Here is a 19,986-nt window from a genome sequence, read left to right on the forward strand (position 1 = left end):
CGCGGGCTTGTGCCGCTTACGCTCCTTCCCATGATTCATCGCCCGCCGGGCGTAACGAGGATGAACGTGAGCATGACGCTTTCCATGGCCGCCTTCGCGCTGGCCATGTCGATCACCCCTGGACCTGTCAATGTCGTCGCGCTGGGTGCGGGTGCGCGCTATGGCCTGCGTACGAGCCTGCGCCATGTGACCGGCGCGACGGTGGGCTTCGTGCTGCTCTTGTTGCTGATCGGGCTGGGCATGCGCGAGTTGCTCGTCGCGTGGCCGTGGCTCACGCGCGCGATACGCTGGACGGGGGTGGTTTTCCTGCTTTATGTCGCGTGGCGTCTTGCCGCCGACGACGGCAGCGTCGAAGCCGATCCCGACGCGCGCGGTCCTTCGCTGATGATGGGCGCGACCATGCAGTGGCTCAACCCGAAAGCGTGGCTCGCATCGGTGGCGGGCATGGGCGCCTATGCGGCCTCGGGCGAGAAAGCGGTGATCTGGCAGTTTGCCGCGATCTACTTCGTGATCTGCTATCTGTCGATCGCGTGCTGGGCGTGGGCGGGCGCCACGCTGCGCCAGGCGTTGCGCGAGCGCGCCCGCGTGCGGCTCGTGAACCGCAGCATGGCCGCGCTGCTGGCGCTCAGCGCCCTCTACTTGCTGGTGAGCTGAACCTGGCCGGGCAAGCTCATGCGTTGCCGCGATACTGCCCCGGCGTGGCGGCGACGAACTGGCGGAATGCCCGTTGCAGGTGAGCCTGATCGGCGAAACCCGCATCGGCGGCGACTTCGGCAATCGCGCGGCCGCGCCGCAACTGTGCGCGGCTGAACTCGATGCGCCGGTTCACCACATACGCGTGCGGGGTCATGCCGTACTGCTGCCGGAATGCGCGGATCAGATACGAAGGCGAGAGATCCGCCGCCGCGCAGATGTCTTCGAGCTTGAGCGCGCGCGTGTAATTGCCGTCGATGTATTCGGCGGCGCGTGCGAGCCGATGGTTCGGCTCGCGCCCCGTGGCGGGCGCCGGGTTCAACGTCTGTTGCAGCATCGAGAAATAGGCCGTCACGGCGCTTTCCTTGTGCAACGTGTCTTCGTGTTCGTCGGTGAGCAGCGTGTAAAGCCGGTTGAGTCCCGCGAACAGATCGGGGCGCAGGCTCAAGGTCTGCTCGAACGCGCGAAAGCCCTGGTTCGGGCTGAAGCCGAGCTCCTGCTGAAGCCGTGCGAGCCAGTCCACCTCCACATAGAACATGCGGTAGGACCACGGCGTGTTCTTCGCCGGGTTGCATGCGTGCACCACATCCGGATTGATGACGACCACGGCGCCCGCGCCCACGTGTTCGAGCGAGCGCCCGTTCAGACAGGTGCTGCGGCCGCCCGTGATTGCGCCGATGGAAAACGTGCTGTGCGCGTGCGCGCCGTAACGCACCTTGCGGCCGTCGGCAATCGCGCGCACTTCGACGAACGGCAACGCGCCATCGCGCCAGAATTGGGGCACGGTGTCGGCGGATCGCGATGCGGGTTGTGAAGATGAGGGCACGAATTCTCCCCAGATGAAAGGCAGAATTTCATCTTATCGCAAGGTGCAATCTTGCGCGGGCGGCCACGGTGGCGTCGATCTTCATGCGAGCAGGTATTCCTGTGAAGATTCACAACAGCGTCACATACGCGCCGCGATAATCCCACGCTCGAATATTTGGCTTATGCGTCACGAGTCGCACAACGATAGTGCGGCCGGCGCTGCGATGGCCCGGGGATTTCGACATGACTATTCGTCACCGCATCACGCTACTCATCGTTCTGATGTTCGTCGCGTTGTCCGCCATCGGCGGCTACGCGGTCTACCAGACACGCCGCAGTGCCGCCGACGTACGCCAGGTCACACAGGGCGTCGTGCCGAGCGCGCTGGCTTCCTCCGATCTCGTGGCCCTCGTGAAGGACGTGCAGCTCGCCACGATGACGCTCGTGTACGCGCCCGACGCGAACATGGTCTCGCAGGCGCAGGACGACCTGAAGACCCGGGAAGCCGCGCTGCGCGCCGCGCTCGACGTGCAGCGCAAGGCTGCCGCGAGCCACGCGCAGGAAGGTCTCGTTGCGCAGGCCGACGAAAGCATCGCGAACTACTTCTCCGCGATCGACGACACCGCGAAGATGAAGGCCGCGGGCAAGAACGAACTGGCCCAGGCGTATCTCTTCGCCAACGTCGCGCAGTACCGCGACGAACTGGAGGGTATCGTCACGACGCTGCGCGTCGAGAAGAACCGCCAGAAGGACGACGCGATCAAGGCCCTGAACGACACGCTCGACACTACCACGAGCGCGATCGCCGGCGTGACGGGCGGCGCCGTCGTGCTGCTCACGCTGATCGGCCTCCTGCTCTATCGCCAGATCACGCGTCCGCTCTCCAGCATGCAGGCGATGATGAGCGAGATCGCTTCGAGCCAGGACTTCACGCGCCGCGTGCCGGTGGGCCGCATGGACGAGATCGGCCACTCGATCGTCGCGTTCAACGGCATGATCGAGAAGATCCAGTTGAGCTCCGCGCAGCTCAAGCGCAAGACCGACGACATTCAGGCCATGCTGCAGAACATGCAGCAGGGCATTCTCACGGTGGTCGAAGGCTCGACTGTCCACAACGAGTACTCGGCGTACCTGGAAGCGATCTTCGAAACGAACGAGATCGCGGGCCGCCCGCTCATGGACCTCGTCTTCACGCACACCACGCTCGACGCCGATACGATTGCGCAGATCGAAGCCGCCGTGGATGCGTGCCTGGGCGAAGACAGCCTGAACTTCGCGTTCAATCAGCATCTGCTCGTCAACGAGATCACGCGCGCGATGCCGGACGGCCGCCAGAAGGTGCTCGACCTGAGCTGGTCCGCGATCACCGACGAAAACGACGTGGTGGTGCGCCTCATGCTATGCGTGCGCGACGTGACCGAGCTGCGCGAACTCGCGGCGGAAGCGGGCGAGCAAAAGCGCCGCCTGCAGATGATCGGCGAAATTCTCGCGGTGAGCGAAGAGAAGTTCCATCACTTCGTGGAAAGCTCGAAGGGCTTCATCCACGAAAACGAACGCATCATTCGCCAGCACGACTGCGCCGACATGGACGCCGTGGCCGCGCTGTTCCGCAACATGCACACCGTGAAAGGCAATGCGCGCACGTATAGCCTGCAGCACCTCACGGGCGTGGTGCACGAAGTCGAGCAGCGCTACGACGCGCTGCGCCGCGAAGACCCGGACCACGAATGGGATCAGCAGTCGCTGATTCAGGATCTCGAACGCGTGAAGGCGTCGCTCGAACATTACGCGACCATCAACTCGGAGAGCCTCGGGCGCGGCACGCGCGTGGCCGCGAGCGATGGCCGCGTGAGCGTGACGCGCGAGCAGATCGAAGCGAGCCTGCGCGCCATCGATGCCGCGCGCGACGACGACCTCGGCTCGCTGCGCGCCATGCGCAACACCGTGCGCGGATTGCTGGCGCGCATCGGCACCGAGTCGCTGGGCGACGCGCTGGCGGGCCTGCTGGACTCGCTGCCGTCGCTGGCCGGCGAACTCGGCAAGGTGGCGCCCGTCGTGCACATCGAGGACCACGGCTACCGTCTCGTGAGCGACGCGGCGCCCACCGTGAAGGACGTGTTCACGCATCTGCTGCGCAACTCGCTCGACCACGGCATCGAAATGCCGGCCCAGCGCCGCGCGCAGGGCAAGGACGAAGCGGGCCATATTGCCATCGCGGCGAAAATGGAAGACGGCGCGTTCAAGGTGACGCTCGCCGACGACGGCCGCGGCCTCGCGCTCGGGCGCATCCGCAGCATTGCCGTGGAGCGCGGCTGGCTCGGCGAGGGCGAAGCGGCGAGCGACGACACCATCGCCAGTTTCATCTTCCGCGCCGGCTTCTCGACCGCGCAGCACGTGACCGAAGTGTCGGGACGCGGCGTGGGCATGGATGCCGTGCGCGCGTTCCTCGAACACGAAGGCGGCCGCATCGAACTGCGCTTTACGGACGATCGTAACGGCGCCGATTATCGCCACTTCGAGACCCTCGTTTATCTGCCGCGTGACTGGGCGGTGAACGCAACGGCAAGCGGCAAGGGCGCGGATCGCGCCGCACACGAAGAAGCGCTGGCTGGCTAGCGCATGACGGGGGTTGAAGTGGTTTTGCCGATCTTGTTGGGCGGCGCGCTGGGCGCCGCGCTCGCAGTGCTGGTCGCGATGGTGTTGTACGCGCGGCTGCGGGCGCGCTCGCGCCGCGCGTCCGAAACGCAGCTCGCCGCGCACGGCGCCGCGCTCGCTCAGGCCGAGGCGAACGCGGACGAACGCGTGGCCGCCGTCGGGCACGAAAGCGAAGCGCTTCAGGCGCAGATCGAGACGCTGCGCGCCGAGCTCGCGCAACGCCGGTCGCTCGCGGATGCGCTCGAAGCTGCGCTGGGCGAGGAGCGCGTGCGCAGCGAAGACGCCCTGCAGCGCGCCTCGCGCATTGCGGGCGAGGCGACGCGGCTGCGGCTCATGTCGGCGACCTTCGAGCGCTGGCACGAGCAGATGACCTCGTTGATGGCGCAGAACCAGGACATGCACCGGAAGAACCAGGAGCTCTCCTCGATCGTGAGCCACGTGCTGATCGTCTCGCTCAACGCTTCGATCGAAGCGGCGCGCGCGGGCGCAGCGGGGCGCGGCTTCTCGATCGTCGCGGGCGAAGTGCGCGCCCTCGCCACGCGTTCGCAGGATCTCTCGAAGAGCTACCGCGACAGCCTGAACCGCAACGACCTCATCACCGCCGCGACCTTCCAGGACATCCAGGCGGGCGGCAAGATGATTGCCGCCTCGCTCGCCAGCGTGGAGTCGCTTTCGAACCAGCTGCAAACCCATCTGGAAGAAACGCGCGCCGGGGCCGAGGCATGATCGGTGCGCACGCAAAGGACAGCATCGAGCGGATCTTTTTCGCGGCGGCGCGCTCGCGCCTCGTGACGGATGCGCAGCACAGCTGCGAGATCAGTCCGCGTGCGGCCGAAGCCGCGCAGGGCGCGCACGTAGTCGTGCTAACGATCTCGTCGATGCAGTTCCGCCTGCTGTTGCTACTGCATTTCGAAGACGACGAAGCCACCCGCCGCTACTACGTGGGCGACTCGCAGGGCACGCTCACCGAAAGCTTCATGGAATTCGGCAACCTCTGTTGCGGGGCGATGAACCAGCAGCTCGTGGAGCACTTCCCGGATCTGGGCATGTCGACGCCCTATGCGCTCAGCAGCGAATGCCTGCCCTATCTGCGCGAACTGAAACCGGACTACGTTTGCACCTACGCGCTCACGCTCGACCACAACGTGCAACTGGGCGCGACGCTGTGCGTCTGCTCGCAGACGGCGCTCGACTTCGTGGCGAGCGTCGCCGAGGTCGAGGCGCACGACAGCGCGGGCGAACTCGAATTGTTTTGAGCGCATCGGGGTTTCGGTGCGTGCGGATGTGAAATCAGGCAGGCGAAAGCTGGGAAGGCAACCATGAACGCGAACAAGCCGGTCAGCAAGCTGTTGCTGCTGGAAACCGACGCGGCGCGCGCCGGGGCGATTGCACAGATCGAGGCCGCGCAGCATTGCGAGTGCGTGCCGGTGCGGCGCGAGTCGCTTTCGGCGGCGCTGAAGACGCACTACGATCTGGGCGGCGTGCTGCTGGGCGAGGACTTCGGCGGCTCGCACGAAGCCGCGGCGGCCGTGGCCGTCGCGCTCGAAGCGGAGCGTCCCGAGCTGCCCATCGTGCTGCGGCGCGCATCGCACGAAAGCAGCGACGGCTTGCCCGAACCGCTGCGCCGCTTGCCGCGCGCGAGCTGGCTCGAGAGCGATCCGCAGACGCTGCTCGATGCACTCGACGCACACGTGTTCTCGCACGACTATCCGGATCCGCTCGTGGACGGCATCACCGACATGACGTTCGGGCGCCTGCGCGGGCTCTTTCCCGATCTGGACGTGAACTGGGACGCGCCGAGCATCGTGCGCGACCGCATCATCTTCGGTGAAGTGCTCACGCTGATTCCGATCGAGACCGCGTGGTGCCGCGGCTGGCTCCTCATGCAGACCGAGGAGATGCCGCTGATCGAGCTGCTGCCGCCGCGCGCGGGCCGCGACGAGGCCAGCGACTTCCGCGACGTGAACGGCGTGCTCGCCGAGCTCACGAATCTCGTGTGGGGTGCGTTCCGCAACCGCTATCTGGGCAACGCTCGCGCGGCGGACGAAGCGGGCTGGGGCCGGGCGCAGGTGCAGGTGCCGCTGCTCATCAATCATCGGCGGCGTTATCTGTCGTTCGGCTCGGACAATCCGCAGCTGTGCATCAAGTACCGGCTCACGTGCCCGAAGACGGACCGCGAGGTGGTGATCGACCAGCGTTTCGTGTTCAGCCTCGGCTGGTCGCGCGAGGGATTCAACGAGACGGCTGCGCTGGCCGCCGCTGCGGCTGTTGCCGAACAGGCGAGCGGCGAACTCGAACTATTTTGATCAAAGACGCGCCGCATGGGGCGCGAAGGAGAGGGGCAACATGGCAAAGATTCTGGTGGTGGACGATTCGAGCACGGTGCGCGACGAAGTGGCAGGCTTTCTGCGCAAGAACGGGCTGGAGGTGGACACGGCAGTGGACGGCAAGGACGGCCTCGCGAAGCTGCGCGCGAACCCGGGCGTGAAGCTCGTGGTGAGCGACGTGAACATGCCGAACATGGACGGCCTCACGATGGTCGAAAAGATCCGCAGCGAACTGTCGAACACGGCGGTCAACGTGGTGATGCTGACGACGGAAAGCAGCCCCGCCATGAAGGAGCGCGGCAAGGCGGCGGGCGTGCGCGGCTGGATCGTGAAGCCCTTCAAGGGCGATGCGGTGCTGGAAACGTTTCGTAAGCTGGCGGGCTAAAGCTGGCCCCATTGCCGTCTCAAAATATTTCTGGCGTTTACGTTCGATGACAGCCGTCACGGCGTAGGCCGCTCACACGGCACGCGCCGTTACGCCAGAAATATTGCCCAACAATCCTGCCGTTGTCGCACCGGAACCGCCCTGTTGTAATCCGCCGCTAACGGGGCGAAGCGGGTGGGGGAATGGTCGAGCAGGGCGGCAACGACGACGCGGCGCTCGCGCAGTGCATGGCAGATGCGCTGGGCGAGCAGCCGCTGAAGCTGGAGCGTCAGGTCTTCACGCACAGCGGCAACGCCGTGTACCGCGCGCGCATGCCCGACGGCCGTTCGCTGGCCGTGCGTGTCAGCCCCGAAGCGCAATCGTTTTTGCACACCCGTTCGAATCTGGACGTGCTGCGCGGCCTGGGCTTGCCGGTGCAGACGGTGCTTGCGCAGGGCGCGATGCCCACGGGTGGCGACTTCGTGGTGCTTGACTGGCTGCCCGGCCGCGACCTCTTCTATGCGTTCCAGACGCTCGATGCCAGGCAGGCCGAACGAATTGCCGAAACGGTCGTTGCATTCCAGTGTCGGGTTGCGACGCGCCTGCCCGTCGCGCCGGGCGGCGGCTTCGGCTGGGCTGCGATTGGCGGCCGCGCGCCCCAGGCGCGCTGGACGGACGTGTTCGGCGCACCCGCGCCGGCCTCGATGCATATCGCCACGCTCGCGCGCACGGATGCCACGCCGCTCGACCGCTTTCGCGCGCGCCTCGGCCTCGTGCGCGTCTCGCTGGAAGAGTATTTCGCCACGCTGCGCCCGGTCTGCTTTCTCGACGACCTGACGATCAAGAACGTGCTCGTTGAGGGCGGCGAGCTGAGCGGCCTCATCGATTTCGATTCGGTGTGCTACGGCGACCCCTTGCTCGTGCTCGGCTCCACGCTCGCGCATATCGACACCGAAGTCGGCGAGCGCGGCCGTCCCTATGCCGAGGCGCTGCTGCGCTGCTGGGCGCCGCAGGGCGAGCGCATGCGCGCAACGGCTTTCTATACCTCGCTGTGGGTCATCGGCTTTCTCTCGCAGGCCGTCGAGCAGCGCAACGAGGCGCGCATCCGCTGGCTCACGCCGGTCCTCGATCAATTGCTGGGCATCGGGGAGCGGGTGTGAGCCCGGGACTCAAGCGGCGATAACTTCGTCGCTCAAAACAGCGTTGGCGCCCGGCTGTGCACCCGACTTCACCGGGCTCAACAGCACCGGAATCGACTTCGATGTGGGCGTGCCCGCGCCGTCGGCGATCGAGGAAAGCGGCACCAGCGGATTGGTCTCCGGGTAATACGCGCCCAGGCACCCGCGCGGAATGTCGTATTCCACCAGCAGGAAGTCTTCCACGTTCCGCGTCACGCCGTCGTCCCAGACGCTCGTGATATCCACGTGCTGGCCCGGCTCGAAACCCAGCATCGCGAGGTCTTCGCGGTTCGCGAACAGCACGCGGCGCTGGCCGAACACGCCGCGATAGCGGTCGTCGAGGCCGTAGATCGTTGTGTTGTACTGATCGTGCGAGCGCGTGGTCATGAGCGTCATGAGGCGCTTGCCGTGCATGGCGCGCGCCCGGTGGATGGGCGTGTCGAGCGCGATGGGGTGCGCGACGAACTGCGCCTTGCCGCTCGGCGTTTTCCACACGCGGTCGCGCGAGGCCACGCCCAGGTGGAAGCCGCCCGGCGTTTTCAGCCGCTCGTTGTAGTTCTCGAAGCCGTCGAACACTTTCTCGATACCGTCGCGGATCTTCGCGTAGTCGCTCGCGAGGTCGAGCCAGTCCACCTTGTCGCTGCCGAGCGTCGCCTGCGCCATGCGTGCGACGATGGCGATTTCGGAAAGCAGGTTCGGCGAAGCGGGCCGATTCATGCCGTACGAAATATGCACCATGCTCATCGAGTCTTCCACGCTCACGCCTTGCGACACGCCGTTTTGCAGATCGATTTCGGTGCGCCCGAGCGTGGGCAGGATCAGTGCGTCGCGGCCGTGAATCAGATGGCTGCGGTTGAGCTTGGTGGTCACGTGCACGGTGAGCTCGCACGCGCGCATGGCGTCCCACGTGCGCGGCGTATCGGGTGTCGCAATCGAGAAGTTGCCGCCGAGGCCGATGAACACCTTCACGCGGCCTTCGAGCATCGCGTGGATCGTTTCCACCACGTCGTAGCCATGCTCGCGCGGCGGTTCGAAGTCATAGGCTTTGCCGAGGCGGTCGAGGAACGCCTGGGTGGGCTTTTCCTCGATGCCCACCGTGCGGTCGCCCTGCACGTTCGAGTGGCCGCGCACCGGGCACAGTCCCGCGCCGCGCCGGCCGATGTTCCCGCGCATCATCATGAGGTTCGAGAGCAGCTGGATGGTGGGCACCGAGTTCTTGTGCTGCGTGAGGCCCATGCCCCACGTCGAGATCACGGCGCGCCCCTGCACGTAGATGGTGGCGAGCTTGAGCACTTCCTCCATCGGCACGCCGGCTTCGGCCACGATCGTGTCCCACGATTCGCTGCGCAGGTCGGCTGCGAAGGCGTCGAAGCCCACCGTGTGCTCCGCGATGAAATCCACGTCGAGGATGCGTTCGGTGCCGGCGGCGCAGGCCGCGTCGTCGAGTTCGATCACGCGTTTGGCCACGCCCTTGATGAGCGCGAAGTCGCCGCCGATGCGCGGGCGGATGAACACCGAACTGATCTTCACGCCCGCCGGCGAGAGCATGTCGAGCGTGTGCTGCGGGCTCGCGAAGCGCTCGAGGCCGCGCTCCTTGAGCGGGTTGATCGAGACGATGGTCGCGCCGCGTTTTGCGCATTCGCGCAGCTCGCCCAGCATGCGCGGGTGGTTGGTGGCGGGATTCTGGCCGAAGATGAGGAGCGTATCGGCATGCTCGAAGTCGTCGAGCGTGACCGTGCCCTTGCCGATCCCCACCGTCCCCGGCAAGCCGCGGCTCGTGGCCTCGTGACACATGTTCGAGCAGTCGGGGAAGTTGTTCGTGCCGTACATGCGCACGAACAGCTGGTAGAGGAACGCGGCCTCGTTGCTCGCGCGGCCCGAGGTGTAGAACGCGGCGCGGTTCGGGTCGTCCAGGGCCTTGAGGTGCTTTGCAATCAGCTTGAACGCGTTGTCCCAGGCGATGGGCACGTAGCGGTCGCGCGCGGCGTCGTAGACGAGCGGATCGGTGAGGCGTCCGTGCTGCTCCAGCTCGTAGTCGGACTGGGCCATCAGTTCGGTGACGGTGTGCGCTTCGAAGAAGGCCGGCGTCACGCGCTTGCCGGTGGCTTCGGCGGCCACGGCCTTCACGCCGTTCTCGCAGAACTCGAACGTGGAGGCGTGCTCGCGGTCGGGCCACGCGCAGCCCGGGCAGTCGAAGCCGTTGGGCTGGTTCTGCTTGAGCAGCATGCGGTAGTCGCCGCCCGGCACCTTTTCCTTGATGAGGTTGATCGCAACCTGCTTGAGGGCACCCCAGCCGGCGGCGGGATGATGGTACGGCTCGATACGGGCGGACGGCTTCTTCATGAGGCAGGATGCAGGAGTGCTGGGCGGACTGCCCGATGACTGAAAGCCTACTGTGTTCCTGTCGCACCGGAGATCACAGAAAAACGGAAAGGGGAGGGATACAGTTGCGACAATTTGTCATAGACTGCGAGGGTCGAGTTTCCGCTGCCTTCCACTGCCTGTTGTAGTACGTGCCACCTTTGCCTCTCATGACCCGCTACGAACGCCTTGCCGACGATATCGAAGCCGCCGTGCGCCGCGGCGTGTTTGCGGCCGGCGAACGCATTCCCTCCGTGCGGCGCGCGAGCGAGCAGCACGGCGTGAGCATCAAGACGGTGCTGCATGCCTATGCCCTGCTGGAGAGCCGCGGCGTGATCGAGTCGCGGCCGCAGTCGGGTTTCTTCGTGCGCGAAGCGATGCGCGCGCCCGCCGGCGGCGCGGCCAACGCGACGGCAACGGGGCCGGCCAATGGCGCGAGCGGTGCCGCGACGAAGCGCCGCCCGAGCCGTCCTGTACCGCCCGCGGCTGCACCGGTCGACGTGAGCCGCCTCGTGCTCTCGACGCTGCGCACCATCGGCGCGCAGGATGCAGTGCCGCTGGGTTCGCCCTATCCGGATCCGTCGCTGTACCCCTGGCGACGCATCAACCAGTACGCGAACGCCATCGCGCGCCGCCACGCGAGCTGGAACCTGATCGACGACCTGCCGCCCGGCAATCCCGAACTGATCCGCCAGATCGCGCGCCGCTACGCCGAAAACGGCATGCCGGTCGATCCCGAGGAGATCGTCGTGACAGTGGGCGCGACCGAGGCCATCAACCTGAGCCTGCAGGCCGTGGCGAAGCCGGGCGACACGGTGGCCGTCGAATCGCCCACCTACTATGCGATGCTGCACGCCATCGAGCGCCTTGGCATGCGCGCGATCGAAGTGAGCACGCACCCCGAGACCGGCCTCGACCTCGAAGCGCTCGAACGCGTGCTCAAGCGCCAGAAGGTAGCGGCCTGCATGGTGATGCCGAACTTCCAGAATCCGCTGGGCTTCTGCATGCCCGACGAGCGCAAGCAACAACTCGTGGCGCTGGCTGCGGCGCACGAGATGCCGGTGATCGAAAACGACGTCTACCAGGAGCTTTACTTCGGGCAGACCCGGCCCACTTCGCTCAAGCATTTCGACACGCGCGGGCTGGTGCTGCACTGCGCCTCGTTTTCGAAGAGCCTTTCGGCGTCGTATCGCATCGGCTGGGCCATGCCGGGCCGCTATCGCGCGCAGGTCGAAAAGCTCAAGTTCCTCAATACGCTGACGACGCCCTCGGTGCCCCAGGTCGCGCTCGCCGACTATCTGCGCCATGATGGCTACGATCGCCACCTGCGCCGCGTGCGCCGCTTCTACCGGCAGCAGGCGCGGCTCATGCGGGCGGCGGTGCAGCGCTTCTTTCCGGCCGGCACGCGCACGTCCGACCCGCAGGGCGGTTATGTGCTGTGGGTGGAACTGCCGGAAAGCGTCGATTCGATGCGGCTTTATCAGGCGGCGCTCGCGCGCGGCATCACGATCGGGCCCGGCTACATGTTTTCGATGCGCAACGACTTCCACCATTACATCCGCCTGAACTACAGCTACCCCTGGACGGCGCAGACCGAGGCGGCGCTCAAGACGCTCGGCGATCTGGTCGCGCAGATGGCCTGAGGAGAGAGAAGATGACCCGAGATGACGACAACGACCCTAACGACGCCAACGACGAAAGCGGCGAAGGCATCGACCCGGTTCTCGTGGCCGTGCTGGAGCAGCTCTGGCGCGCGGAGCGCGAGACGCCGGGGCGGGCATGGTCGCTTGCGAAGCTTTCGAAACAGGCCGGCGTGCCCATGAGCGGATTGCGCAGACAATTGACGGCGCTGGTGGACGGGGCGCTCGTGGTGATGACGCTGGCGGACGACGGCACGGGCTCGGCGAGCCTTTCCGAAGCGGGGCGGGCGCTGTGTGCCGAGGTGTTCGGCGAGGGCACGCCCGAAGACGGCGAACCGTGAAAAGTCTTGCCCGAGGACAGGTTGCCCCGCAGGCGCTAAGCTAGCGGCACTCCATCGATCATTACGACAACATTCCATGGACTATGTTGATAGCTTGCGGATCTTCCGCTCCGTGGTCGAGGCGCGCAGCTTCACGCGCGCAGCGGACATGCACGGCGTCACCACACCGGTCGTCTCGCGCACGATCGCGCGGCTCGAAAAGCGCCTCGGCAGCCGGCTCTTTCACCGCACCACGCGCGCCGTTTCGCTGACCGAAGCCGCCGAGCGCTTCTACGACGGCTGCTGCCGCGTCCTCGACGACCTCGACACGCTCGAAGCCGACGCCTCCGTGCAGACGCGCGAGGCGAGCGGCGTGCTGCGGCTCGTGGCCCACACCACGGCCACCGTGAACCGTCTCGTGCCGCTCATTTCGAGCTTCAAGCGCGCGCATCCGAAAGTGAGCCTCGACGTGATGCTCACGGAGCGCCCCGTCGATCTGGTGGCGGACGGCTTCGACCTGGGCCTCGTGCTGCCGTTCATGCTCAACAACGACACCACCGTGACGCGTCTGCTCGAACGCATCCCGCTCGCGCTCGTGACGACGCCGGCCTGGGTCGCGGCGAACCCGCTGCCTCTGCGCCCCGAGGATCTCGCGCACCACTCCTTCGTGACGATGCCGCCCTCGCTGCGCAAGCCGGAATTGACGTTCCGCAAGGGCAACGAAGAAGTGAGCGTGGTGCTGCGGCACGAGGTGGCTTCGAACAATCCCGTATTCAACCGCGAGATGGTGCTGGAGGGCTTCGGCATCGGCATCCTGCCTACGTCGCTCGTGACGGCGGAACTGGCGGCGGGCAAGCTCGTGGTCTTGCTCGAAGACTACGAAATCGTCAACGCATCCATCGAGATTCGCCTCGCCTACACCACGCGCACGCTGTTGCCCGCGAAGGTGCGCGCCTTTATCGACCACGCCACGGCGTTTTACGAAGACGTGGGGCAGGAGCCGGCGCAGCCGGAGCCTGTCAGGAGCATCAAGGTGAAAGCGCAATGAAGGTTTGAGCGGCATTATTGTCGCGGCGTTCATAATCTGATGCCGTGACTGACGCTTGTAGCGGACCGGGGTGCCCGCTAATCTGTGCGTATGCACAGTCAACCCGTTCCATCCGCCCCATCCGCTCAACTCCAGCAATCGGGCAAGCAGCTTCCCGAGCATGACGACTGCTTTGCCGTTCGCCAGGCCGCCCGGCATTTGTCGCAGCTTTACGAGCGGCATCTTTCCGCCGCCGGGCTTACGCCGACGCAGTTCAGCATACTCGGCATGCTGGGACGCGGGCCGAGCCTGACGATGGCGGAACTGGCCCGGGCGCTGGTGATGGAGCGCACGACGCTCGTGCGCGCGCTGCGGCCGCTGCTGCGCAGCGGCCTCGTGGCCGACGCCGGGATCCCCCGCCGCCGCCAGTTGACGCTGACACCGGGCGGCCACGCGCGTCTTGGCGTGGCGGGCGTGTATTGGCGGGCGGCGCAGGACGAGTTCGAGCGCCGCTTCGGCCCGCAACGGGCAGCGTGGCTGCGGCGCGAGCTCTTTCGCGTCACGCGCGCGGTCTGAGCGGGGCCGGTAAGGCAGAGTACCGCCCGGCTGCATGAGTGCTGCAACAACGTTATTTCTTATCCTAAATAGTGCATATACACAGGTGAGCGACATGTCGAGTCCTTCCACTCCCGTCTCAGGCCAGGGGGCGCCGGCCGCCGGCCGCGCCCAGCCGCGCAGGCTGCCATGGATGGCGCTGGCGGTCGGCGCCGTCGTGCTGGTGCTCGCGCTGGCAGCCGGCTACTGGCTGCTGGTGCTGCGCTTCGAGCAGACCACCGACGACGCCTACGTGGGCGGCAACGTCACGGTGATGGCGCCGCGCGTGAGCGGCTTCGTGAGCGAGATCCTCGTGCAGGACAACCAGTATGTGCACGCGAATCAGGTGCTGATCCGCCTCGACGCGCGCGACTACGATGCGAAGCTCGCGCAGGCCAACGCCGAAGTGGACAGCGCGCGCGCCGCCGTTGCCGAACTCAAGGCGCGCGAGACGCTGCAGGCGGCCGTCATCAACCAGAACCAGGCCGAAGTGCGTGCCTCGAACGCCGAGCTCACGCGCAGCGCCCAGGATCAGACCCGCTACCGCGCACTGGTGAAGGACGACGCCGTCTCGAACCAGCTCGTGGAGCGCGCCGATGCCGACTACCAGAAGGCGCAGGCCTCGGTGGCGAGCAGCGGGGCGGCCGTGCAGGCCGCGCAGCGCCAGCTGGACGTGCTGGCCGCGCAGATCAACGACGCGCAGGCCCGTGTAGCCACTGCCGAGGCGAACCAGCGGCTCGCGGCGCTGAACGTCGAATACACGACGATCCGCTCGCCCGTGGACGGTTATATCGGCAACCGCACGGCGCGCGTGGGCATGCTCGCGAACGTGGGCGCGCCGCTGCTGACCGTGGTGCCGGCCTCCGACCTGTGGGTGGACGCGAACTTCAAGGAAGACCAGTTGAAGAAGATGCACGCGGGCGATCGAGCCGAAGTCGAGCTCGACGCGGCGAGCGGCACGCTGCATGGCCACGTGGAGAGCCTCGCGCCCGCCACGGGCGCGACCTTCAGCGTGCTGCCGCCCGAAAACGCCACGGGCAATTTCACGAAGATCGTGCAGCGCGTGCCGGTGCGGATTCGCCTCGATGTGCCGAAGGGCAGCGAAGGCGTGCTGCGCCCGGGCCTCTCCGCCACCGTGAAGGTGCATCTCGGCGACACCGTGCAGACGGCGTCGGCGCACTGAAAAGGGTGAGCGACATGAACGCCCCCCAGACCGAGGCCACGCTGGAATTGCCGCTCGCGCCGCCGGCCGCGCAGGCCGCGCCCCCCGCGCCAAAGCCGCTCGAACCGCATCTTCAGCCCATGGCGCAGCGCGCATTCGCCTTCGCGCTGATGTGCATCGGTTTTTTCATGGCGACGCTCGACATCCAGATCGTCGCCTCGTCGCTGCGCGACATCGGCGGCGGTCTTTCCGCGAGCCAGGACGAGCTTTCGTGGGTGCAGACGGCTTACCTGATTGCAGAAATCATCGTGATTCCCATGTCGGGCTGGCTCTCGAAGGTGTTTTCCACGCGCTGGCTCTTCGTCGGTTCGGCCGTGGGCTTCACGATTACCAGCATGCTGTGCGGTCTCGCCTGGGACATCAATTCGATGATCCTCTTTCGCGGCCTGCAAGGGGCGCTCGGCGCCGCGATGATTCCCACTGTCTTCACCACCGCCTTCGTGCTGTTTCCGGGCAAGCAGCGCCTCGTGGCGTCCACGACGATCGGCGCGCTCGCCTCGCTCGCGCCGACCATCGGCCCGGTGATCGGCGGGTGGATCACGGATCAATGGTCGTGGCATTGGCTCTTCTATCTGAACCTCGTGCCGGGCATTGCCGTGGCCGTGCTGGTGCCGCGCTACGTGCACGTGGACGAGCCCGATCTCTCGCTCTTCAGGCGCGGCGATTATCTGGGCATTGCGCTGATGTCGGGATTTCTCGGCTGCCTCGAATACGTGCTCGAAGAAGGACCGCGCAAGAACTGGTTCGGCGACCACGTGATCGTGGCCTGCACCTGGGTCTCCGCGATCTGCGGTTTTCTCTTCATCGTTCACGCGCTGACAGCGAAAGACCCCATCGTCGATCTGCGCGCGCTCGCGGTGCGCAACTTCGGCATCGGCAGCCTGCTCTCTTTCGTGACCGGTATCGGCATTTTCGTGTCGGTGTTCCTCACGCCGCTCTTTCTTGCCGAAGTGCGCGGTTTCAGCTCGCTGCAGATCGGTCTCTCGCTGCTTTCGGTGGGCGTGTTCCAGTTGCTCGCGCTGGGCGTGTATGCGTTCGCCACGCGCTACTTCAGCATGCGCGCGCTGATGGTGTTCGGCCTCGTCATGTTCGGGCTCGGCTGCTATCTGTACGTGCCGCTCACGCACGACTGGGGCTGGCAGCAGTTCCTGCTGCCGCAGGCGCTGCGCGGCATCGGCCAGCAGTTCGCGGTGCCGCCCATCGTGACGATGTCGCTCGGCTCGCTGCCGCCCTCGCGGCTCAAGTCGGCCAGCGGCCTCTTCAACCTGATGCGCAACCTGGGCGGCGCGATCGGCATTGCCGTGAGCGCGACCATGCTCAACGACCGTCTCAACTTCCACTATCTGCGCCTGAACGAGAGCGTCACGCACGGGCAGCCGCAGGTGGAGGCGCTGCTGGCGGGGCAGACCGCGTACTGGTCGTCGGTGGCGGGCGACGCGCTCGACGCCGGCGCGGCCGGGCTCGCGCATCTGCATGCGCTGGTGCTGCGCGAGGCCCTCGTGCTCACGTTTTCCGACACGTTTTTCGTTCTCTCCCTGTGCTTCGTGGTTGCGATTGCGAGCGTGATTTTCTCGAAGCCGATCACGATGGGCGCGCCGCCGCCCGACGCTCACTGAGCCCCGGAGGTCATCATGCAATCTTCCTCGAACATCTTGCCGCTGCGCGTTGCGCGCACGCTCATGGCTTCGCTCGCGAGCGCCGTGCTCGCGGCCTGCGCGGTGCAGCCCGCCACGCACGCGGACCTGCCGGCCACGGTTCACGCAACGGCGCCCGAAGCGTGGCGCATCGATACCCCGCCAGGCGCGGTGGATGCGCAAACGTGGTGGGCGCAGTTCGGCGACCCGACGTTGAACGCGTTGCTCGACACCGTGTTGCACGGCAACCTGGATCTTCAGGCCGCGGCGGAACGCGTGAAGCAGGCGCAGTCGATCACCACGCAAAAGCACGCCGTGCTGCTGCCGCAACTCGATTTCACGGCGCAGGCCGCGTACCAGCGCGAGAACGTGCCGCCGCCTCTCGGTTATGTGAAAGAGGCGGGCGCGGGTCTCGCGCTCTCCTGGGCGCCCGACGTGTTCGGCGGCGAGCGGCTCGATCTGCTGGCGGCCCAGTCGAACCTCGTGGGGCAGCAGCATGCGCTCGACGCGGTGCGGCTCGCGCTCGCGGCCGACACGGCTTCGGCCTATGTGGATCTGCGCTGGGCGCAGGCGGAACTGAAGATTATTCAGGATAACGTATCGATCCGGCAGCGCGCGCTGGCGCTCACGCAGGACCGCCTGAAATACGGCCTTTCCACGCAGCTCGACGTGACCCGCGCACAGACCCAGCTGAGCGAACTCCAGGCGCGCATTCCGCGCGCGCAGGCGAGCATCGAGCATCAGTTGAACCTGATCGCGGTTTATACGGGCCGCACGCCGGAGTCGGTCGCACAACTGGCGCTCGCGACACCGGCGCCCATTCCGGGCGCCCCGGCGAGCGCGCCGCAACTGCTGCCCTCGGAAGCGCTGCTGCGCCGCCCCGACGTGCTCGCGGCCTATGCGACAGTCGAACAGCGTGCCGCCGAGGTAGGCGTGGCGCGCGCGGAGCGCTATCCGAAGTTCTCGCTGAACCTCACGGACGGCGTGCTGGCGGCGTCGTATCTCGGCTTGCCGACGCTGACCGACAACCTGTTCGGCGCGGCGCTGGGCGCGACGAGCCCGATCTTCAACGCGGGCCGCATTACCGCCGACATCGACCAGAGCGAGAGCCGCATGCGCGAATCGCAGCTCAATTTGCAGCAGACGATGTTGCAGGCGCTGCGCGAAGTGGAGGACAGCCGTACCGACCTCGTGAGCACGGCGGGTGAAACGCAGCAGTTGACCCGCGCCGTCGCGGCGTCTTCGCAGGCGCTCACGCTCGCGAACCAGCTTTACAAGGGCGGTGCGACCGACTTCCTCGACGTGCTCACGGCACAGCAGACCTACCTCACCGATACGGACCTGCTCAACCAGGCGCAGCGCGAGCACGCGCTCGCCGCGGTGGCGCTGTACCGCTCGCTGGGCGGCGGCTGGAGCCAGAGCGGCGATGTGATTGCAAAGACCGGCGATGCGCCGCGCGGCTGAAACCGCAGGGCAGGACCCGCGCGGCGGCCGCAATACGGGCCACGCGCTAGGCGTGGGCCTCGTCCAATGCCGCCGAGCGCCACTGCGCCGGCGTCATGCCGACATGGCGCTTGAACACGCGCTGGAAGGCGGCATCGGACTGATAGCCCACCGCTTCGCCGATATCGGCTACGGGCTGGCTGCCCTGCGCGAGCATGCGGCCCGCGAGCGTCATGCGGATTTCGGTGAGCACGTCCGCAGCCGAGCGGCCGAAGGCTTCGTCGAAGTGACGCGCAAAGGTGGCGCGCGACATATGGCAGAGCCCGGCGAGTTCGGGCAGGGTCCAGGCCTTGCCGGGTTGTTCGAACATCGCGTCGATGGCCGGTTGCAGGCGCGGGCGCTGGGCCAGCGCGAGCAGGCCGCGCGGCGGCGTTTCGGCCGCGCTCGCATAACGCAGCGTGAGCGCGAAGAGCGCGCCCGAAAGATGGTTCACGAGCGATTCGCTGCCGGCCGCCGCTTCGAATGCCTCGTCGCGCATGAGCGCGATCAACTGCACGAGCCGTTCGGGTGCCGCGCCGGACGCCTGCGCGCTACGCACGACGAGCCGCGCGGGCAGGTTCTCGCGCAACAGGCGCTGCGGAACGGCGGGCAGCAGGAAGCGGCCGCACAGGAGATCGGCGCTCGCGCCTGCGCCCTGGTTCGTCTCCACGGTCAGGCCGTTTTGCGTCTGCCGCTGCGGGGCGGCGGCGGTCTCGCCGCTGCCGTCGTGCAGGATGTGCGCCCCGCCGGCGGGAAAGAGGGCGATGTCGCCAGCGCGCATTGCAATGGGCGCGCCGTGGGCATCTTCGAGCACGGCTTCGCCGCTCAGCAGCACGTGATACCAGATCTCGCGCGCCTGCGCCGGCGGCTGTTCGATGCGCCAGGGCGCGCCGAAATGGCAGCGCACGTCGAGGCGTCCGGTGACGGGCATGAGCGCAAGCAGGCGGCTGAGCAGGTCCATGACGGTAGCCTTGGGAGACGAAAGTAGTGAGACGATCGAGCATGAATTCGCGTCATTCTGGCATTAAAAAGACTGGCATGCACGACTAGACTCGCTTCATGCCATCGCCGATGGCGATGCAAACCCCCTCACAGCAAGGAGTCGATCATGTCCCGTTTTACCGCTATCCAGCCTGAAGCTGCCACCGGTGCCGCCGCCGAACTCTTCGCGAAGATCCGCAAGGCCGCCGGCAAGGTGCCGAACCTGTATGCCACGGTCGGCACGCACAGCCCCGAAGCCCTGCGCATGGCGCTCGAACTCGACGCCGTGATCGCCGGCGGCGCGCTCTCGAAGCCGGACATCGAAACCGTGAAGCTGGCCGTGAGCGAAGTGGCAGGCTGCGATTACTGTGTGGCGGCCCATACGATGATCGGCAAGTTCGCCGGTCTCGCACCGCAAGCCATGAAGCAGATTCGCGCGGGCGCCGCCACCGGCGACGCGAAGCGCGATGCGCTGGTGCATTTCGTGCGCGTGCTCGTGACCACGCACGGCACCTTGCCCGAGAACGAGGTGAACGCGATTCGCGAAGCCGGCTATACGGAGCGCCAGATCATCGAGATCGCGCTCACGGTGGCGACGATCACGTTCACGAATCTCGTGAACCGCGTGAACGACACGACGCTGGATTTCCCGGCCGTGGCGTGAGCGCTTTTGCCAACCTGTGTGCGTCGACGCAGTGACC

At 66.7% G+C, this 19,986-nt stretch carries 18 protein-coding genes; 15 read left to right on the plus strand and 3 right to left on the minus strand.

The annotated features are described in order from the left end of the window. The first annotated feature begins 66 nt into the window (after nt 1-66). Nucleotides 67-654 carry a LysE family translocator gene (locus tag U5760_RS13295; protein ID WP_322012325.1) on the plus strand — a complete coding sequence of 196 codons (588 nt, stop codon included), beginning with the start codon at nt 67-69 and terminating at the stop codon, nt 652-654. A 16-nt stretch (nt 655-670) separates the two neighbouring features. On the opposite strand, the gene U5760_RS13300 is transcribed toward U5760_RS13295, so the two are convergent. Beyond that, the gene (locus U5760_RS13300) at nt 671-1,477 is read right to left on the minus strand and encodes an AraC family transcriptional regulator (RefSeq protein ID WP_322012326.1); all 807 of its coding nucleotides are present in this window, start codon (nt 1,475-1,477) and stop codon (nt 671-673) included. Nucleotides 1,478-1,743: 266 nt separating this feature from the next. Between U5760_RS13300 and U5760_RS13305 the strand changes: the two genes are divergently transcribed. From U5760_RS13305 to U5760_RS13330, 6 genes are all read left to right on the plus strand, one after another. Beyond that, nucleotides 1,744-4,116 (plus strand): HAMP domain-containing protein, encoded by a 2,373-nt coding sequence (locus U5760_RS13305; RefSeq protein WP_322012328.1) that lies wholly within the window; start codon nt 1,744-1,746, stop codon nt 4,114-4,116. Between the two features lie 18 nt (nt 4,117-4,134). Beyond that, a complete protein-coding gene (locus U5760_RS13310) occupies nt 4,135-4,881 on the plus strand; it encodes a methyl-accepting chemotaxis protein (RefSeq protein ID WP_322012330.1) in 747 nt (248 codons plus the stop codon). Then, nucleotides 4,878-5,411 carry a hypothetical protein gene (locus tag U5760_RS13315; protein ID WP_322012331.1) on the plus strand — a complete coding sequence of 178 codons (534 nt, stop codon included), beginning with the start codon at nt 4,878-4,880 and terminating at the stop codon, nt 5,409-5,411. The genes U5760_RS13310 and U5760_RS13315 overlap by 4 nt, the downstream gene beginning before the upstream one ends. Before the next feature lie 63 nt (nt 5,412-5,474). Continuing rightward, complete coding sequence (locus U5760_RS13320) at nt 5,475-6,461, plus strand: chemotaxis protein CheX (protein WP_322012333.1); 987 nt, start codon at nt 5,475-5,477, stop codon at nt 6,459-6,461. 40 nt (nt 6,462-6,501) lie between these two features. After that, nucleotides 6,502-6,867, plus strand: a complete 366-nt coding sequence (locus U5760_RS13325) for a response regulator (protein ID WP_322012334.1) — start codon at nt 6,502-6,504, stop codon at nt 6,865-6,867. Between the two features lie 182 nt (nt 6,868-7,049). After that, nucleotides 7,050-8,006, plus strand: a complete 957-nt coding sequence (locus tag U5760_RS13330; RefSeq protein WP_322012336.1) for an aminoglycoside phosphotransferase family protein — start codon at nt 7,050-7,052, stop codon at nt 8,004-8,006. Between the two features lie 9 nt (nt 8,007-8,015). On the opposite strand, the gene U5760_RS13335 is transcribed toward U5760_RS13330, so the two are convergent. Then, on the minus strand, nt 8,016-10,367 hold the full coding sequence (locus U5760_RS13335; RefSeq protein WP_322012337.1) for an FdhF/YdeP family oxidoreductase: 2,352 nt from the start codon (nt 10,365-10,367) through the stop codon (nt 8,016-8,018). Between the two features lie 188 nt (nt 10,368-10,555). On the opposite strand from U5760_RS13335, the gene U5760_RS13340 reads away from it, so the two are divergent. The 7 genes from U5760_RS13340 (at nt 10,556) to U5760_RS13370 (ending at nt 18,286) form a co-directional block, all read left to right on the plus strand. After that, a complete protein-coding gene (locus tag U5760_RS13340) occupies nt 10,556-12,028 on the plus strand; it encodes a PLP-dependent aminotransferase family protein (RefSeq protein WP_322012338.1) in 1,473 nt (490 codons plus the stop codon). An 11-nt stretch (nt 12,029-12,039) separates the two neighbouring features. Continuing rightward, nucleotides 12,040-12,366, plus strand: coding sequence for an ArsR family transcriptional regulator (locus U5760_RS13345; protein WP_322012339.1), 327 nt, complete (start codon nt 12,040-12,042; stop codon nt 12,364-12,366). 76 nt (nt 12,367-12,442) lie between these two features. Further along, the gene (locus U5760_RS13350; RefSeq protein ID WP_322012340.1) at nt 12,443-13,393 is read left to right on the plus strand and encodes a LysR family transcriptional regulator; all 951 of its coding nucleotides are present in this window, start codon (nt 12,443-12,445) and stop codon (nt 13,391-13,393) included. Nucleotides 13,394-13,483: 90 nt separating this feature from the next. Then, nucleotides 13,484-13,948, plus strand: coding sequence for a MarR family winged helix-turn-helix transcriptional regulator (locus U5760_RS13355; protein ID WP_322012342.1), 465 nt, complete (start codon nt 13,484-13,486; stop codon nt 13,946-13,948). Nucleotides 13,949-14,042: 94 nt separating this feature from the next. Continuing rightward, nucleotides 14,043-15,149: an HlyD family secretion protein gene (locus U5760_RS13360; protein WP_322012343.1), complete on the plus strand. Its 1,107-nt coding sequence runs from the start codon at nt 14,043-14,045 to the stop codon at nt 15,147-15,149. A gap of 119 nt (nt 15,150-15,268) precedes the next feature. Then, entirely contained in the window at nt 15,269-16,804 is a 1,536-nt protein-coding gene (locus U5760_RS13365) for a DHA2 family efflux MFS transporter permease subunit (RefSeq protein WP_322012808.1), read from the plus strand. Nucleotides 16,805-16,867: 63 nt separating this feature from the next. Next, complete coding sequence (locus U5760_RS13370) at nt 16,868-18,286, plus strand: efflux transporter outer membrane subunit (RefSeq protein WP_415914102.1); 1,419 nt, start codon at nt 16,868-16,870, stop codon at nt 18,284-18,286. Between the two features lie 46 nt (nt 18,287-18,332). On the opposite strand, the gene U5760_RS13375 is transcribed toward U5760_RS13370, so the two are convergent. Beyond that, entirely contained in the window at nt 18,333-19,265 is a 933-nt protein-coding gene (locus tag U5760_RS13375) for an AraC family transcriptional regulator (RefSeq protein ID WP_322012346.1), read from the minus strand. 147 nt (nt 19,266-19,412) lie between these two features. Between U5760_RS13375 and U5760_RS13380 the strand changes: the two genes are divergently transcribed. After that, complete coding sequence (locus U5760_RS13380) at nt 19,413-19,949, plus strand: carboxymuconolactone decarboxylase family protein (RefSeq protein WP_322012348.1); 537 nt, start codon at nt 19,413-19,415, stop codon at nt 19,947-19,949. The last annotated feature ends 37 nt before the right edge of the window (nt 19,950-19,986 follow it).

Source organism: Paraburkholderia sp. J12 (assembly GCF_905220215.1).
Classification (GTDB): domain Bacteria; phylum Pseudomonadota; class Gammaproteobacteria; order Burkholderiales; family Burkholderiaceae; genus Paraburkholderia.

Bases quoted from the DNA above. Each gene is read 5' to 3' on its own strand.
- U5760_RS13335 (WP_322012337.1), bottom strand. From the start codon at position 10,367: ATGAAGAAGCCGTCCGCCCGTATCGAGCCGTACCATCATCCCGCCGCC.
- U5760_RS13325 (WP_322012334.1), top strand. From the start codon at position 6,502: ATGGCAAAGATTCTGGTGGTGGACGATTCGAGCACGGTGCGCGACGAA.
- U5760_RS13355 (WP_322012342.1), top strand. From the start codon at position 13,484: ATGCACAGTCAACCCGTTCCATCCGCCCCATCCGCTCAACTCCAGCAA.
- U5760_RS13360 (WP_322012343.1), top strand. From the start codon at position 14,043: ATGTCGAGTCCTTCCACTCCCGTCTCAGGCCAGGGGGCGCCGGCCGCC.
- U5760_RS13340 (WP_322012338.1), top strand. From the start codon at position 10,556: ATGACCCGCTACGAACGCCTTGCCGACGATATCGAAGCCGCCGTGCGC.
- U5760_RS13305 (WP_322012328.1), top strand. From the start codon at position 1,744: ATGACTATTCGTCACCGCATCACGCTACTCATCGTTCTGATGTTCGTC.
- U5760_RS13370 (WP_415914102.1), top strand. From the start codon at position 16,868: ATGGCTTCGCTCGCGAGCGCCGTGCTCGCGGCCTGCGCGGTGCAGCCC.
- U5760_RS13350 (WP_322012340.1), top strand. From the start codon at position 12,443: ATGGACTATGTTGATAGCTTGCGGATCTTCCGCTCCGTGGTCGAGGCG.
- U5760_RS13375 (WP_322012346.1), bottom strand. From the start codon at position 19,265: ATGGACCTGCTCAGCCGCCTGCTTGCGCTCATGCCCGTCACCGGACGC.
- U5760_RS13330 (WP_322012336.1), top strand. From the start codon at position 7,050: ATGGTCGAGCAGGGCGGCAACGACGACGCGGCGCTCGCGCAGTGCATG.
- U5760_RS13365 (WP_322012808.1), top strand. From the start codon at position 15,269: ATGGCGCAGCGCGCATTCGCCTTCGCGCTGATGTGCATCGGTTTTTTC.
- U5760_RS13315 (WP_322012331.1), top strand. From the start codon at position 4,878: ATGATCGGTGCGCACGCAAAGGACAGCATCGAGCGGATCTTTTTCGCG.
- U5760_RS13320 (WP_322012333.1), top strand. From the start codon at position 5,475: ATGAACGCGAACAAGCCGGTCAGCAAGCTGTTGCTGCTGGAAACCGAC.
- U5760_RS13345 (WP_322012339.1), top strand. From the start codon at position 12,040: ATGACCCGAGATGACGACAACGACCCTAACGACGCCAACGACGAAAGC.
- U5760_RS13380 (WP_322012348.1), top strand. From the start codon at position 19,413: ATGTCCCGTTTTACCGCTATCCAGCCTGAAGCTGCCACCGGTGCCGCC.